Below are 15588 nucleotides of genomic sequence, written 5' to 3'. Positions count from 1 at the left end.
ATAGAACCATGTCAACATCGCCTGAAAACCCTCATTTCCCCATCCACAACTCGGCCTGCAGTTGCATCACATCGGCAAGATTGTGCTCACGCGCATAAGTCTGGCGCAACCAGCTTGTGCCGTTACCCGCGATAAGAATGTCGCGGATGCGCTCCATTGCTTCGACCGCATGCAACTCTCGGGCGTGGTCGGCAATGCGCCCCAGCATATCGGTTATATCCTCGCGGATGCTGCGCTGCTCGTGCGTGCGGGGATCGATGAAAACCCCTTCAAGCCCAAAACGGCAGGCCTGGAAACGGTTGAATGTATAAACCAGATAATCGTCCTCTTCCGGCGCCACACGCTGCTCCACCATGATGTAACGAGACATTGCCTGGATATAGCAGGCAATGGAAGCGGCAATTTCAACAGTAAGAGGCGTATCGCATACCCTGACCTCGATAGTGCCGAATTCGGGCTTGGGGCGAATATCCCAGTAGAAATCTTTCATTGACTCGACCACCCCGGTGCCGGTCATTTTGCCGAAAAACCGTTCGAAGTCGTCCCAGCACAGCACGAACGGCGCCCTTCCGCTCAGCGGGAAGGAAAATACGGAATTCAGGCGCGCTGAAGCGAATCCCGTATCATGTCCTTGAACGAACGGCGAACTGGCCGATAAGGCAATAAAGTGGGGGACGTAGCGTGACAGCATATGCATCAGGTGAAGCGCCTCATCCGGTCCGGGGCAGCCGATGTGGACATGCTGGCCAAATATGGTGAACTGCTTCGCAAGGTAGCCGTACAGCTCGGATAGGTGATGAAAGCGCGGCGCGTCGAAAATTTTCTGCTCGCTCCAATGCTGGAATGGATGAGTGCCGCCGCCTGCTACCGCGACATTGAGAAAGCGTCCCGCATCGCAAACAACATCACGCAATGCATGCAATTCCTCGACCAGCCCGCTGTATTCCTGCTTCACCGAAGTGTTGATTTCGATCATGCTGCGTGTCATTTCCGGTTTTATTTCGCCCGGATGGGCGCGTTTTTCAACGCGGCGCAGCATATCTGGGGCAGAGGAAGACAGGTTATAGTCATTGCAACTGAGCAGCTGCAACTCAAGCTCTACCCCAATACTTAAGGGGCGGGACGGGGCGAAGGGCATCAGGCTCATGTTTTTTTGTCCGGGGTTTCTCCGGCTATCTGTAAGGCCTTTTGCACGACAATCGGTCCCGCAAGCTCAAGAATTACGATACAGCTCATCAGTACCAGCCCCAGTCCCGAGCCGAAGTCGGGAAAAGTCGCCGCAGTGTCCAACGTCAGCAAGAGTGCCACACTCGACATGGGTACAAGCGCAAGGCCCAGTGCCATGGCCTGCCGCACGCCGATCCCGCTGTAATGCGCCAACGCCAGCACGGAAAGCAGTTTGGCTATAGTGCGTACTGCGATGAGCAGCAACACCAGCAGCAGACTATAACGTAACCCATTGAGGTCCCCCGCCAGGCCATTGGCGATGAACATCAGTACTACCAGGACGGCGCCGGCAGAACCAAAATGTGGCGGAAAAGTCCGCGTACGCTTTCGCTGGTAACGTGTAACAAGGCCGGCCACCAGAAGTACCAGGATAGGGCTGAGCTTAAGCGTTGAAGCCATGATAGTCGCAAATGCGATCATGCCAAACAGAACAAAAGAAAAAGTTTCCTCGTGGTGTCCCAGATAATGGTGAATTCGCTCGAAGGTAATACCGAACAGCCATGCCAGTAACGCCGAACCACCGAGGAGGTAGATCGGCTGCAACGCCGTATGGACGAAGCTGACGCCGGTTTGCCCGTGCATCGCCGCCACAGCAAGCTTGTGAAAGATGACGGCATAGATACAATTGAGTGCGGTCATGAGCAGGAGCCGGTCCGTAACCTGCCCCTGAGCACGTGACTCGGTTACTGTGCGCACTACGATGGCGGGCGAGGTGGCGATCGCAATTGCCGCGACAACCGCGGCGGTGACAGCCGCGACCTCAAACCACGTCAACAGTAAAAATACGACTACAAAGGTTGCAACAGTCTCGAGCAAGCTCGTGCCCGCGATCCAGGGATTGGCTTTAAGCCAGCGCAGATTCACCTTGCTTCCCAATTCGAACAAAAGAATGCCGAGCGCCAGATCGATGACCAGCCGCCATTCGGTGGCAGGCAGTTGGGGAATCAGGCCCAGCCCGCCAGGGCCCAGCAATACGCCTATACCGATATAGCCGACAATGCGCGGCAGCCTCAGCTGGCGCACCAGTACTTCACCCACCAGTACGGCGACTACGAGTGTGAGCGCAAGCCAGAGCGCCGGGCTGATCTCAAGCGGCCAGACAGGAAGATAGGCGGACCAGGTCATGGGAGATCGCGGAGGAACAGTGAAAATGAACCTGTTCCGATAGCTGTCGACGTTATTTTCAGATGCATCCGGTCTCCTTCAGGATGAAATACGGATGTTCAGGTCTGTAACTGGAAGTTTACGGACCCCAACTGGACTACAGAAAGTACTCGCCAGTTCGGTGGGGTTACTGGATTAATCCGGAAGAGATGCCGCGATTATAAACCATGAATGGAAAGTGGGAAGCGCTGACAGCGATTGCTGTACTACAAGCAGTACCCGGGAAGATCAATGAGCCGAACGATTGCGCCGGCGCGCCGGCGGCGCACGCCACCCGAGCGAGTAAACATGCGGCGTGGCCCTGTTCGCTTGCCTTCCCTTCCCTCAGGATTTCGATCCCTGATAATACTGGCGGCATCTGGCATGATTGCATTCTAAACTTAAATCACTCAACGATTTCGAGAAAGATATGAACGATCCGTGTAATCTGCAACGCTTCGTGGCTGCTCAGCAACCGGTCTACGAAAACGTATGCCGGGAACTACGCCTGGGCAGTAAACAAAGCCATTGGATGTGGTTCATTTTCCCGCAGGCCAAAGGCTTGGGCAGGAGCGCTATGGCACAAAAATTTGCCATTTCTTCTCGTGAAGAAGCAAAAGCATATCTGGAACACCCATCCTCGGACCCCGGCTGCGGGAATGCAGCCGGTTCGTGGCAGCCGTCCATGGCCGCTCAATCGAAGATATTTTTGGCTATCCGGACTACATGAAGTTTCACTCGTCAATGACTCTATTTACGGAGGTCGCAGCTGACAACGAGGTTTTCAACGAATGCCTGGGCAAATATTTTGATGGAATACCCGATCCTGCGACGCTTCTCCAGCTTTCATCATCTAAATCACATAAGGGATAGAGGCAGGACGCCAATAAGCGAAGTGCCTATCTCTGATTGTTTCTTGCCAAACATTCTTGCGGCGTCTAAAAATGAAGTGATGCTTTCTGTAAAACGAATATTTATGTTTTTCAAGGGCGCAAACAAAAGCGAGGAGTAAATCATGGCAGATCTCAAAACCGTATGGTTCGGAATGCTTACTGATGATTCGGATGATTCAGGTACGGATAGTCCTATCGTATTAATTTTCAATGTAACGGGGGGCAGATTCGACGTTTTACACCGCACTTTTCCGGATACGGTCCAGGAGGATCAGGAACAAGGACAAGCCAATCTGTATGAGATAACAGAGGATGATTTTGAGCCACAGGCTTTTGTCGGCGCTACAGTCGATCCTCAGGACCTGAACGTTTCCTCAATCCGTATCGGTATCCGGGGCAACGATTCATGGCGCCCCAAAAGTGTCTTTATTTGGGGAGAGCAAAAAGATGGACTGATTGTCCCGCTTGCTCTCGATACCGAATTGCAGGGCCGGATCGGTATCGGGGGTCAGTTGGTAGGTGTGCGCCTCAGCACGGATGCGAGTGAAGGCAAGCTCTCCTTTGCGCCCTCGCGTGTTCAATCAGGGAATGCCGATACGGTAATCAGACGGTTGCTCGTGGTCATGACTACTGCGGATGCAGACGATGCGGGTACCGATGATGATATTCAGATCCGGATCGCAACCAGGGATGGCAGCCAGGTTGTGAATCACATTTTTCCAGACACATCGCAGGATGATCTGGAAAGAGCACAAGCGAATCTTTATTACGTACCGGTCAACATACCGTTCCGAAAGATTGACCTGAATGACGATGCTATTCGTTTAAGTATTCTGGGCAGGGATGCGTGGTTGCCTGCGCGCTTCTTTCTTTTCGGCCTCAGCGAGGATGAAGGCGGACAGCCGCCTGAATTTGTTGTGCCCTTAGTGCATCTTCCCACCTGGCCCCTTAGTACGTTGAGCGCTGATCCCGAGGAAGGTCAAGGGACAGTGATATTGCCCTTGCAGGGTAATATTATTATTCTTTAAAAATACTGTATTCCTTCTTCCGTTACGGTCAAACGGCTAATTCCATATCCGGCGCTATTGAATGCTCATTTGCAGTTTTGCCTCATGACGATAATGACATTTTGAGTCACTTCGACCTTCTTTTTGATCAGGCAATAGTGTATTGAATGGTTTTTTCATGCGGCGCAATGCGCTGCATTTATTAGCGCGCTACCTCTGTTGTGTTGGAGGTAAACCGCATCGATAAATCTATCGCCTTTATATCTTTCGTGAGGCTGCCGATGGAAATCCGGTCCACGCCGGTTTTCGCTATCGCACGGACGTTCTCCAGCGTGATTCCTCCGGATGCTTCAAGTTTCGCGTCTTTGTTGGTCAATCGCGCATTCAGTATGACCGCTTCGCATAATGAATTGAAATCGAAATTATCCAACAGAATGAGTTTCGCTCCAGCGTCCAGCGCGATGCGCAAATCATCCAGGGTTTCCACTTCGATCTGAACGAATACGCCAGGGGGGGCAATCTTCTTTGCGGCGTTCAACGCCGGCCTGATGCCGCCGGCGGCGATAATATGATTCTCCTTGATGAGTATGCCGTCGTATAAGCCGAAACGATGGTTTACGCCACCCCCGCATTTGACCGCGTATTTTTGAGCTATCCGTAACCCCGGCAGCGTCTTGCGGGTATCGACGATCACCGCGCCGGTTCCCGCCACCGCGTTCACATAGCGCCGGGTTTGCGTTGCAACCGCCGACAGCAACTGCAGGAAGTTCAGCGCGGTACGTTCCCCGGTGAGAAGCGCACGGGCGTTTCCGGTTATTTCGCAGAGCTGCTGTCCAGCGGTTATGGCTTCGCCATCTTTCGCAAGCCAGCGCACGTCGGTGTGCGGTGACAATTGCCAAAAACAGATGTCAAACCACTGAGTTCCACATAAGACCATATCCTGGCGGCTGACGACACTGGCTGTGGCGGTCCCATCAGCAGGAATCAGAAGCGCGGTGAGATCGCCCGTGCCGGTGTCTTCGGCCAGCGCCTGGTTGACGTTATTTTTGATCTCCGTTTCCAGATTCATGAACTTATCGTAAAACATTCTTATTATGTTTACTGGAATGAATGGAGTATTTTAGCTGAATGCGATAGTGGAGGCGGCATGTCTGATGCACTGAAGGTTATTTCCTACGGTTTTGGCACGATACTTGGCTTGATCCTGCTCGGGATCATCGTGTTCTGGTTCATCCAGGATGTAACCCAGAAGAAGCATTCTATCCTGCGTAATTATCCGGTCGTTGGACGTCTGCGATTTTTCCTGGAGAAACAGGGAGAATATTTTCGCCAATACTTCTTTTCCAGCGACCGGGACGAAATGCCTTTTAATCGCGCTACCCGGTCCTGGGTATACAGGAATGCAAAAAACGAGGGCGGCATGGTCGGTTTCGGCTCGACCAATGATCTGCGTGAGCCCGGCTCGATCATTTTCGTCAATGTCGCTTTTCCGGTATTGGAGAGCGGCCGGCTGCCGACCCCATCGCTGATAATCGGCGACGGCTACTGCGAGCATCCGTTCCATGCGAGATCCATAATCAATATCAGCGGCATGAGCTACGGGGCAATCTCGGCGCCCGCTGTGCGTGCGCTGTCGCTCGGTGCGGCGGAGGCGGGATGCTGGTTGAATACGGGGGAGGGCGGACTTTCGCCTTATCATCTGGAGGGTAGCTGCGACATCGTTATGCAAATCGGTACGGCCAAGTATGGTATTCGGGACCAGGACGGCAATTTTTCACCGGATCGGGCGAAGGAACTTGCCAAGGTAGTCAAGGCATTTGAAATAAAGCTCTCCCAGGGTGCGAAACCGGGCAAGGGCGGATTGCTGCTCGGCGTCAAGGTGACCAATGAAATTGCAGCTATCCGGGGTATTCCCGCTCACCATGATTCAATCAGCCCCAATCGCCATCACGACATCGGCAATGTGGATGAGTTGCTCGACAAGATTGCCTATGTCCGGGAATTGACAGGGCGCCCGGTGGGAGTGAAGGCTGCCATTGGCGGCTGGCGCTTTGTCAACGACTTATGCGACGCAGTGAACCGCCGGGGTTTTGAATATGCCCCGGATTTTCTCACTATTGATGGGGGCGAAGGCGGCAGCGGGGCTGCGCCCCAGACCCTGCTCGACCACATGAGCCTGCCTATTGCCGAAGCATTGCCGCGAGTGGTGGATTCGTTGCTTCAATCCGGCTTGAAAGACCGGATACGCGTGGTTGCAGCGGGTAAGCTGGTGACGTCGGCAAGGGCGGCATGGGCGCTTTGCGCGGGTGCGGATTTCGTCAATACGGCACGCGGTTTTATGTTCTCGCTCGGCTGCATCCAGGCCATGCGCTGCCACGCCAACACATGTCCTACCGGCATTACCACCCACAATAAACGCTTGCAGCGCGGCCTCGTGGTGAGGGAAAAATACCTGCGAGTTGCAAATTACGCGAGAAACATGGACAAGGAGATCGACATGATTGCTTACTCGTGCGGGTTGCACCATGCGCGGCAATTGAGGCGTGAGCACGTCCGCATCGTTGAAACCGCTGGCAAAAGCGTAGCGCTCAATATGTTGTACCCCTATCCGGAGGTGTCTTGAAGGGTGAATCCGGAGTGAATTCGACGAGAGGGTATGGGCTGCTCCACCGTGCCCCGACTTGAAATCTTTGCACCTCAAAAATGACGCAATATGCTTCGCTTATTGCAGTCTGCCTCTGTCCCGCGTCCCAGTGGGGAATTGACACACCTGGGAGTGTCACCTTGAAAATCCACTCGTCTCCCACATATAAGAGTCATTCAGAACCCACCGAGGAGTTCCCATGCGTTTCGACAAGTTAACCACTAAATTCCAGCAGGCGCTGGCCGATGCGCAGAGCATTGCCGTGGGCCAGGACCATCCCTACGTTGAACCACAGCATCTGCTGCTTGCGCTATTGCAGCAGGAGGACAGTGGCACGATTTCGCTGTTGCAACGCGCTGGCGCGAATGTTCCCCCTTTGCGCGATGCATTGAAGAAAGCGATAGAGCGCTTCCCCAAGGTGGAAGGTACCGGCGGCGAAATCAACGCCTCACGCGAGTTGGGAAATTTGCTCAATGTCGCGGATAAGGAAGCGCAGAAACGGGGCGACCAGTTCATTGCATCGGAAATGTTCCTGGTGGCGGCCCTTCAGGATAAAGGTGAAACCGGCAATCTGCTCAGGCAGCACGGCGCGAATCGCGCTGCGCTGGAACAGGCTATCAGTGAGGTGCGGGGAGGAGAAAACGTTGGCAGCGCGGAAGCGGAGGGCAGCCGTGAAGCCCTCAAAAAATATACGCTTGATCTTACCGAACGCGCACGAATGGGTAAGCTCGACCCCGTCATCGGGCGTGATGACGAGATCCGCCGGACCATCCAGGTATTGCAGCGGCGCACCAAGAATAATCCGGTTCTGATCGGCGAGCCAGGCGTGGGCAAGACCGCTATCGTTGAAGGTCTGGCGCAGCGGATTGTCAAGGGTGAAGTGCCGGAAACCCTGAAGGACAAGAAAGTGCTTTCGCTTGATATGGCTTCGTTACTGGCAGGGGCTAAATATCGCGGCGAATTCGAGGAGCGCCTGAAATCCGTTTTGAAAGAGATCGCGCAGAACGAAGGACGTATTATTGTTTTTATTGACGAGCTTCATACCATGGTGGGCGCGGGCAAGGCGGAAGGCGCCATTGATGCGGGAAACATGCTCAAACCTGCGCTGGCCCGCGGGGAGTTGCATTGCGTAGGCGCGACCACGCTGAATGAATATCGCAAGTATGTCGAGAAGGATGCGGCGCTCGAGCGGCGTTTCCAGAAGGTGCTGGTGGACGAGCCCACCATGGAAGCCACCATCGCCATTCTGCGTGGATTACAGGAAAAGTACGAGCTGCATCACGGTGTCGATATCACTGACCCGGCCATTGTAGCCGCTGCCGAACTGTCTCATCGTTATATAACCGACCGTTTCCTGCCTGACAAGGCCATTGATCTGATCGATGAAGCAGCAGCGCGAATTCGCATGGAAATCGACTCCAAGCCGGAGGTGATGGACCGGCTCGACCGGCGTCTCATCCAACTTAAGATCGAACGCGAGGCGGTCAGGAAGGAAAAGGACGAAGCCTCACAGAAGCGCTTGGGCTTGCTGGAAGATGAAATAGCGAAGCTCGAGCGTGAATACGCCGACCTGGAAGAAATCTGGAAAACCGAGAAATCGCAGGTGCAGGGTTCGCAGCACATCAAGGAGGAGATGGAGAAGGTCAAGCTGGAAATGGAAGCAGCGACACGCAAGGGAGACTGGCAGAAAGTTTCGGAACTGCAATACGGCCGTATTCCCCAACTGGAAGCGCAATTGCAGACACAACTCAGCGACCAGGACCGGCAGAGCGAAATGGCCGGGCAAGGCGCCGGCGAGAACAGGCCGAAGCTGCTCCGCACACAGGTGGGTGCGGAAGAAATTGCCGAGGTGGTTTCCCGAGCGACCGGCATTCCCGTATCGAAAATGATGCAGGGTGAGCGCGAGAAACTCCTGCAGATGGAACAGAAGCTGCACGAGCGGGTGGTGGGACAGGATGAGGCGGTGCGCCTGGTGTCCGATGCGATACGCCGTTCGAGAGCAGGACTGGCCGATCCCAACCGTCCTTATGGCTCGTTTTTATTCCTGGGGCCCACCGGTGTGGGCAAAACGGAGCTATGCAAGGCGTTGGCCGGCTTTCTGTTTGATTCGGAAGAACATCTGATCCGCATTGATATGTCGGAGTTCATGGAAAAACATTCCGTTGCGCGATTGATCGGAGCGCCGCCGGGTTATGTCGGCTACGAGGAAGGCGGCTACCTGACTGAAGCGGTGCGCAGAAAGCCTTATTCCGTAATTCTGCTGGATGAAGTCGAAAAGGCCCATCCAGACGTGTTCAACGTTCTGCTGCAGGTGCTGGACGACGGCCGCATGACCGATGGGCAGGGACGCACGGTGGATTTCAAGAATACTGTCGTTGTCATGACCTCAAATCTCGGTTCGCAAATGATCCAGCAAATGGCAGGCGATGATTATCAGGTAATCAAGCTGGCGGTGATGGGCGAAGTAAAAGCCTATTTCCGCCCTGAGTTCATCAATCGCATTGATGAGGTCGTGGTATTCCATGCACTGTCCGACAAGCACATCCAGTCCATAGCCCGGATACAGTTGCAATACCTGGAAGCGCGGCTGGCGAAACTGCAGATGAATCTGGAAGTGACAGACACGGCCCTCGCGGAACTTGCCGAGGCTGGTTTCGATCCGGTTTTTGGGGCGCGGCCGTTGAAGCGTGCAATTCAGGCGCAAATCGAGAACCCCCTCGCAAAGGAGATACTCGAAGGCCGCTTCGGCGCCAAAGACACGATCAGCGTCGATTACAGAAATGGCGCGATGGTATTTTCGAAATCATGATCACGCGAGGAGGATAGCTGTGGAACCGGGAAGCACTGCAATGGTCTGAGAACGCGATGCGATGGATTTTGTGTGCGTAAACTGCTTTCACTCGGGTGCAGGGTGGGGAATATGCTGGCAGAGGCGAGATTCGGGTAAAATATGATTTTTCGCTGGATCGACCGCCATGGATAATGTTGCAATTCCAATAAGAGGCAGCCTCGTCGCAATCGTCACGCCCATGCAAGAAAACGGCGAGCTGGACCTGGAGCGTTTTCATGCCCTGATCGACTTTCATGTAGCGGAGGGAACAGACGGCCTCGTGGTGGTGGGTACCACTGGCGAGTCTCCGACGGTCGATTTCGACGAGCACCATCTGGTAATCAAAACCGCGGTAGATTGCGCGGCCGGGCGCGTGCCGGTCATCGCCGGTACGGGCGCGAATTCCACCCGGGAGGCCATCGATCTCTCTGTCTATGCCAAGAACGCCGGTGCGGACGCGAGCCTTTCAGTGGTTCCCTATTACAACAAGCCGACTCAGGAAGGTTTGTATCAGCACTTCAGGGCAATAGCGGAAGCAGTTGATATACCGCAGATTTTATACAACGTACCCGGCAGGACCGTGGCCGATATTGGCAATGACACGGTGCTGCGCCTGGCAGAGATTCCCAATATTGTCGGTATCAAGGACGCGACGGGGGATATGGGGCGTGGTTTCGACCTGCTGTGCCGGGTGCCGCAAGACTTTGCGGTTTATAGTGGAGACGATGCGAGCGCTCTGGCAATGTTGTTGCTGGGCGCCCATGGGGTGATTTCGGTCACGGCCAATGCAGCGCCCAGGCTGATGCATGAAATGTGTGTTGCGGCCTTCGCCGGGGATCTCGCCGCTGCGCGAACCGCCAACAGTAAACTACGAAGTCTGCACCAGGATTTATTCATCGAGGCCAATCCCATTCCCGTAAAGTGGGCGGTGGCGCAAATGGGGCTGATAGGCGCCGGGCTGCGTCTGCCTTTGACGCCGCTGTCGGATCAATATCATCAAATTGTCAGAGAAGCAATGAGCAAGGCCGGGATCGCCGTATAAATGGCTGGCCGGAATTTAAGAGGGATTGAATGTTGCACATGAGATGGCGGATATTGGTCGCGCTATGTTTAGCAGTGACGGTGGCGGGGTGCAACCTGCTTCCGGAAGCCAAGAAAATAAATTACAAATCGGCAGGCAAGCTTCCACCGCTGGAAGTGCCGCCTGATCTGACGGCGCCAGGTTCAGACGAGCGTTATATTGTCCCGGATATCAGCACGGCAGGAAGTGCCACTTTTTCCACCTATAATAAAGAGCGCAATAAGGAGACCGGCACCAGCACCGGCGGTGGCTCTGTTCTGCCCTCGCTGGAGGAGGGTGGCGTGCGCATGGAACGATCCGGCACCCAGCGCTGGCTGGTCGTGAGGGGTGAACCGGATGAGATATGGCCGGTAGTAAAAGGGTTTTGGCAGGAATTAGGGTTTCTCATCAAGGTGGAGATGCCGGAAGCCGGCGTAATGGAAACCGATTGGGCCGAGAACCGCGCCAAAATTCCGGAGGATCTGATTCGAAATACGCTCGGAAAAATTCTGGATACCTTGTATTCGACAGCTGAACGTGACAAGTTTCGCACCCGTCTCGAACGTGGAGAAGACGGCACCACCGAGATTTATATCAGCCATCGCGGTATGGATGAAGTAATGCAGGGCGATGTGCGCACCGTATGGCAGCCTCGCCCTGCTGATCCCGATCTTGAAGCTGAAATGCTTTCGCGCCTGATGATGCGTTTTGGCGTAGCGGAAGAACGTGCACGATCAGCAGTTGCCAGTACAGGCATCGCCGTGGAGCGGGCGCGCCTCGACCGGGAAAAGGGCGGTGTACTTACTGTAAACGAGGCGTTTGACCGCTCGTGGCGCCGTGTCGGATTGGCGCTCGATCGTATTGGCTTCACCGTCGAGGACCGCAACCGTTCCCAGGGGATTTATTTCGTGCGCTATATCAACCCCGATGTGGATAGCGGTGCAGGACCCGGCATGCTTTCGAAACTTATCTTCTGGCGCGACGGTGAAGACGACAAGCCGGAGCAATTCCGTATCCAGCTAAGTGAAGCGGGAGAAGCAGGAGAGAGTACCGATGTCAAGGTGCTCAATAAGGATGGTGAGCCCGAGAAATCCGGTAACGGGAGCAGGATATTGCAATTGCTGCATGAACAGTTGAAGTAGGCAGGATCCGGAAATTCCGGCAACCTGCCATGCCAGGACAATCAGAGGGAAGTCATGAGCGATACCCTCGCGAATCTGCGCCGGAAGATAGAAAGAGCCCGAGACCTGCGTTCGGTGGTCAGCACCATGAAGGCTCTGGCTGCGGCGAGTATCGGGCAATACGAAAAATCCGTACGCTCGCTGGATGATTATTATCGGGCCGTACAGCTTGGCTTGAGTGTCTGCCTGAGTGCGAGGATGTCCTCGACAGGCGTGGCCATGCCGCATGAATACGAGCAGAAAGCAAAAAAAGGCAGTGGTGTCACTGGCGCCATCGTATTTGGCTCGGATCAGGGACTTGTGGGTCAGTTCAACGATGTGGTAGTGGATTACGCCCTTCATACGCTGGCGGCCCTGCCGGGTAAAAAGAAAGTCTGGGCGGTAGGCGAACGCGTGCATGACCGCTTGGCTGATGCGGGCGTGTCGCTGGCGGGGCTTTTAACCGTTCCGCTTTCGATCAACGCCATCACGCCGCTGGTGGGGCAGATCCTGATGCGGATCATGGCGCCGAGTCTGGCAGAGGGCGAAGCGCATCGGGAACAAAACAACGATCAGCTGGAACAGAAAGTACATCGGGATAAGAACAAGGTCACCCAGCTTTATCTCTTCTATAATAATTCCAGATCAGGCGAGATATACGAGCCGGTCAATCAGCAACTCCTGCCGCTGGACGAAACCTGGCAGCGCAAACTGGCTGAACTGCCCTGGCCCACAAGGAATCTGCCGGAGGTGGTGGGCGGCAATGCCGCGACGCTACGGGCGCTGGTTCGGGAGTATCTGTTCGTCTCGCTCTTCCGCGCATGTGCCGAATCCCTCGCGAGCGAAAACGCAAGCCGCCTGGCCGCGATGGAGCGAGCCGAAAGAAATATCGATCAACTGCGCGAAGACCTTCAAAAGACGTTCTACCGTTTGCGCCAGAGTAAAATCGACGAAGAATTGTTTGATGTCATAGCTGGTGTTGAAGCGCTGGCAGGCACTAAGCAGCGAAACCACCGGTAATCAAGAGTTGGTCCGGAAGACGATTTTCGGCCGGCTATGGCCCCATAATGTTCCTTCGGTGCTCTCTGACCTATCCATGCAAATTGGACCATCGCCCGCATCATGGCCTGCGAATGCCTTGATGTTACCCACATTTCTTATCTAGTTTGTCCTTCTGCCTCGGTTAGTCCTATCGCCTCGGGGGGTCGTGGCTGATTTCTCAGGATCCGCAAGCGCTGCGTTGCATAGTCGAGCATCTTCTGTACAGTCTGAGTATTCCGGCGCTCGCCACTGGGCAATTCCTCGCCGGTTTTTCTGATGTAGCGGTCGCGCACCTCCGTAATCTTGCTTTTGAGCGGACTATCCGAACCATGCCGACCATAGAGCGCGGTCAGGTAATCACCCAGGTGCTTTCTGAACTGCGCATCAAGCTTTGGGATACCGAACAATTTATCAAACAGGATGCGGGGCGCTCGGGCAATCTCGGCATACGAATAGCTGCACGGCGGGCCGCCACGGCTATCGGCGTCGAATGTGTCGTTTACATCCCGTGCGATAAGTTTCCATTTGCCGCTGGGCGCGTGAAAATACAGCACATCGTTGTTGAAATTTCCGTAGGCGCTATCCCAATGACCTGTGGTGGTGGCGAATGCCGCATAATTCATGATCGAGTCGAGGTCGAGAACCTCGCCAAGCTCCGGTGCCGTTGCGGTCGCATCCATTCGCGTTTTGAAGCTTCCGGCCCCGGTAATAAGAGCCAGAGCCTTTAATTGCGCCGCCGCGTCTGCTTCATCGATCTTTTTTCCATCCAGGTATTCGGGCTCCAGGCAGGGGTAGGTAAAACCCTTGCTGCCTCTGTCGACCCTCAGGGCGCAACCATGATCCATCGAGAAGACGGTGGGTTTGTCGTCGTCGTAGCGCATCTTGAAGAACCCCTTGTCGAGGGGTTCGGCAATCAGGTAAGCGTGCGCAAAACGGTTATTGCAAACATTGTCGGCATCGCCGGTGCAAAATTGAAACTCGACTAGTGCGTAGGCGGTGCGATAGACCGGCGGGCCGCGAAGCGTGGTTTTGACAACGTCTTCCGCCTTTGTGGCAGCCCACGTGGCTATGAATTCTTGCGCGAGCGTGTCATTGCCATTGTCATGCTCCGGGCTTGAGTCGCTGAAGTTGCCGCTCAGGTTCAGTTCTTCGAGACCGTGCAATGTACGGTCCTCAATTGCCTCCCTGGCAGGCTCGCTGTATTCGACTGCTATCCAGTTCCCGGTGCCTTGCCTGGTGTAGACGTCTTTTGTTCTGTCGAAGGAAATGCCGAGTTTCAGTTGCGGCAAGCAACGTGAGCTGTTACCGCGAACCCTGATGGCAACATCCTTCATGGTAATGTCATTGAAGGTGAAATCCCGCACATGCGCCCACTTCGCAGTGCCCGGATTGCGGCATCCATTGTTCTTTTCGTCCTCGTGGAGCCGGTTCCACACCGCCTGGTTGATGCGAATGGAAATCTTGTGCACCTGCCCGTCGAATAGTTTACTTTCGGTAAGGTTCCATAATTCCGAACCCGACATTTGTGCGTTTGAGCGAGCTACATCGATGGGCGGCTGGGCGGATGACCGGGTCGGGGAAAAACCGAGGAAGACAGAGATGCAACAGACAGGCAGTACCCACTGTTTATTCATGATAGCTATTGCTCCTCGAGAACTTTACCCCGGCCCCGTGGTTGTACTTCAGTCCGATAGGCAGCGCGCCTGAAGCCGGTAAAATAATACTAGAAGAAGAGGAATATCATAAATGCTCCTCCACGGTAGCGGGACAATTCAGCCCGGCAGCAGTGATCCTGCTCCGGGTTTTTTCTTCATTCGTAATGTGCTGATATGACACAGATCCGTCGGCGGTATTTTCATCCGTGCGGACCAGGCTGTAAAACCGGTTGCGAACTGACGATAAGCGCGTTGCATGAAAGACCGCTTGGAATGAGAAAATGAGCCGGGTTAGCGGAGGTGCTCCGGCATTTGGCGGACGAGAGGCTATAATTTATTCCAGTCGGGCATCCATCGTAATCTTTGCTTTCATCAGCTTCGACACGGGACATCCCGCTTTTGCCTTATTTGCAATCTCCTCGAACTTTGCTTTATCCGCCCCCGGAATTTTCGCCGCTACGGTAAGGTGGCTTGCCGTAATCTCGAAACCCTCGCCAATCTTGTCGAGCGTAACGTCGGCGTGTGTCTCGATCTTCTCCGCCGTCAGTCCCGCTTCGCCGAGCATCAAGGACAGCGCCATCGAAAAACAGCCCGCATGCGCAGCGCCGATCAACTCCTCGGGGTTGGTACCCTTGCCGTCCTCGAATCTCGCTTTGAATCCATAAGGCGCTTCCTTGAGTACGCCGGTTTCGGTGGAAATAGTGCCGCCGCCATCCTTGATGCCGCCCTTCCACACTGCCCATGCTTTCTTTGTCGTCATGATCTCTCCTCCGGAAAAAGGTTATTGTTGCCAGAATCGGCCGTGCATTGAACCGGCGCTGATAAAAAATTGCCAGAGTGTGCGCAAAATCACGGCGGGTCTGTGCGCTTTCTAACGGATACCGCTACTTGGACGCTTGTTCCTGCAATTTTCGCATGCTGCTTGAGA

11 protein-coding genes and 1 pseudogene are annotated in these 15588 nt (G+C 54.6%); 7 read left to right on the top strand and 5 right to left on the bottom strand.

The genetic code is table 11. The features are described from left to right. Positions 1–31: 31 nt before the first annotated feature. The gene (locus CRO05_RS10480) at positions 32–1147 is read right to left on the bottom strand and encodes a YbdK family carboxylate-amine ligase (RefSeq protein WP_097067144.1); all 1116 of its coding nucleotides are present in this window, start codon (positions 1145–1147) and stop codon (positions 32–34) included. Then, a complete protein-coding gene (locus CRO05_RS10475; protein ID WP_097067143.1) occupies positions 1144–2352 on the bottom strand; it encodes a cation:proton antiporter in 1209 nt (402 codons plus the stop codon). The genes CRO05_RS10480 and CRO05_RS10475 overlap by 4 nt, the downstream gene beginning before the upstream one ends. A 448-nt stretch (positions 2353–2800) precedes the next feature. Between CRO05_RS10475 and CRO05_RS10465 the strand changes: the two are divergent. Both CRO05_RS10465 and CRO05_RS10460 read left to right on the top strand, forming a co-directional pair. Beyond that, a pseudogene (locus CRO05_RS10465) lies at positions 2801–3243 on the top strand (DUF1810 domain-containing protein). A gap of 142 nt (positions 3244–3385) precedes the next feature. Next, positions 3386–4291, top strand: a complete 906-nt coding sequence (locus tag CRO05_RS10460; RefSeq protein WP_097067141.1) for a hypothetical protein — start codon at positions 3386–3388, stop codon at positions 4289–4291. Between the two features lie 181 nt (positions 4292–4472). Here the strand turns inward: CRO05_RS10460 and nadC are convergent, their stop codons facing one another. Next, entirely contained in the window at positions 4473–5339 is an 867-nt protein-coding gene (nadC, locus tag CRO05_RS10455; protein ID WP_097067927.1) for a carboxylating nicotinate-nucleotide diphosphorylase, read from the bottom strand. A 78-nt stretch (positions 5340–5417) separates the two neighbouring features. On the opposite strand from nadC, the gene CRO05_RS10450 reads away from it, so the two are divergent. From CRO05_RS10450 to CRO05_RS10430, 5 genes are all read left to right on the top strand, one after another. After that, on the top strand, positions 5418–6893 hold the full coding sequence (locus tag CRO05_RS10450; protein ID WP_097067140.1) for an FMN-binding glutamate synthase family protein: 1476 nt from the start codon (positions 5418–5420) through the stop codon (positions 6891–6893). A 220-nt stretch (positions 6894–7113) separates the two neighbouring features. Further along, on the top strand, positions 7114–9723 hold the full coding sequence (gene clpB / locus CRO05_RS10445) for an ATP-dependent chaperone ClpB (RefSeq protein WP_097067139.1): 2610 nt from the start codon (positions 7114–7116) through the stop codon (positions 9721–9723). Between the two features lie 166 nt (positions 9724–9889). Next, on the top strand, positions 9890–10786 hold the full coding sequence (dapA, locus tag CRO05_RS10440; protein ID WP_097067138.1) for a 4-hydroxy-tetrahydrodipicolinate synthase: 897 nt from the start codon (positions 9890–9892) through the stop codon (positions 10784–10786). 38 nt (positions 10787–10824) lie between these two features. Beyond that, positions 10825–11946, top strand: a complete 1122-nt coding sequence (gene bamC, locus CRO05_RS10435; protein WP_097067926.1) for an outer membrane protein assembly factor BamC — start codon at positions 10825–10827, stop codon at positions 11944–11946. A gap of 54 nt (positions 11947–12000) precedes the next feature. After that, entirely contained in the window at positions 12001–12984 is a 984-nt protein-coding gene (locus CRO05_RS10430) for a F0F1 ATP synthase subunit gamma (RefSeq protein ID WP_097067137.1), read from the top strand. Positions 12985–13121: 137 nt separating this feature from the next. Here the strand turns inward: CRO05_RS10430 and CRO05_RS10425 are convergent, their stop codons facing one another. Both CRO05_RS10425 and CRO05_RS10420 read right to left on the bottom strand, forming a co-directional pair. After that, the gene (locus CRO05_RS10425; protein ID WP_097067136.1) at positions 13122–14639 is read right to left on the bottom strand and encodes a CotH kinase family protein; all 1518 of its coding nucleotides are present in this window, start codon (positions 14637–14639) and stop codon (positions 13122–13124) included. 355 nt (positions 14640–14994) lie between these two features. Further along, a complete protein-coding gene (locus tag CRO05_RS10420) occupies positions 14995–15423 on the bottom strand; it encodes an OsmC family protein (RefSeq protein ID WP_369831631.1) in 429 nt (142 codons plus the stop codon). Positions 15424–15588: the final 165 nt, after the last annotated feature.

It is taken from the genome of Nitrosovibrio sp. Nv4 (assembly GCF_900215485.1).
Taxonomy (GTDB): Bacteria; Pseudomonadota; Gammaproteobacteria; order Burkholderiales; family Nitrosomonadaceae; genus Nitrosospira.
Note: the sequence above shows the minus strand (reverse complement) of the source record. Positions and strands in the feature narration are given on the sequence as shown.

Bases quoted from the DNA above. Each gene is read 5' to 3' on its own strand.
- CRO05_RS10480 (WP_097067144.1), bottom strand. From the start codon at position 1,147: ATGAGCCTGATGCCCTTCGCCCCGTCCCGCCCCTTAAGTATTGGGGTA.
- CRO05_RS10475 (WP_097067143.1), bottom strand. From the start codon at position 2,352: ATGACCTGGTCCGCCTATCTTCCTGTCTGGCCGCTTGAGATCAGCCCG.
- CRO05_RS10460 (WP_097067141.1), top strand. From the start codon at position 3,386: ATGGCAGATCTCAAAACCGTATGGTTCGGAATGCTTACTGATGATTCG.
- nadC (WP_097067927.1), bottom strand. From the start codon at position 5,339: ATGAATCTGGAAACGGAGATCAAAAATAACGTCAACCAGGCGCTGGCC.
- CRO05_RS10450 (WP_097067140.1), top strand. From the start codon at position 5,418: ATGTCTGATGCACTGAAGGTTATTTCCTACGGTTTTGGCACGATACTT.
- clpB (WP_097067139.1), top strand. From the start codon at position 7,114: ATGCGTTTCGACAAGTTAACCACTAAATTCCAGCAGGCGCTGGCCGAT.
- dapA (WP_097067138.1), top strand. From the start codon at position 9,890: ATGGATAATGTTGCAATTCCAATAAGAGGCAGCCTCGTCGCAATCGTC.
- bamC (WP_097067926.1), top strand. From the start codon at position 10,825: ATGAGATGGCGGATATTGGTCGCGCTATGTTTAGCAGTGACGGTGGCG.
- CRO05_RS10430 (WP_097067137.1), top strand. From the start codon at position 12,001: ATGAGCGATACCCTCGCGAATCTGCGCCGGAAGATAGAAAGAGCCCGA.
- CRO05_RS10425 (WP_097067136.1), bottom strand. From the start codon at position 14,639: ATGAATAAACAGTGGGTACTGCCTGTCTGTTGCATCTCTGTCTTCCTC.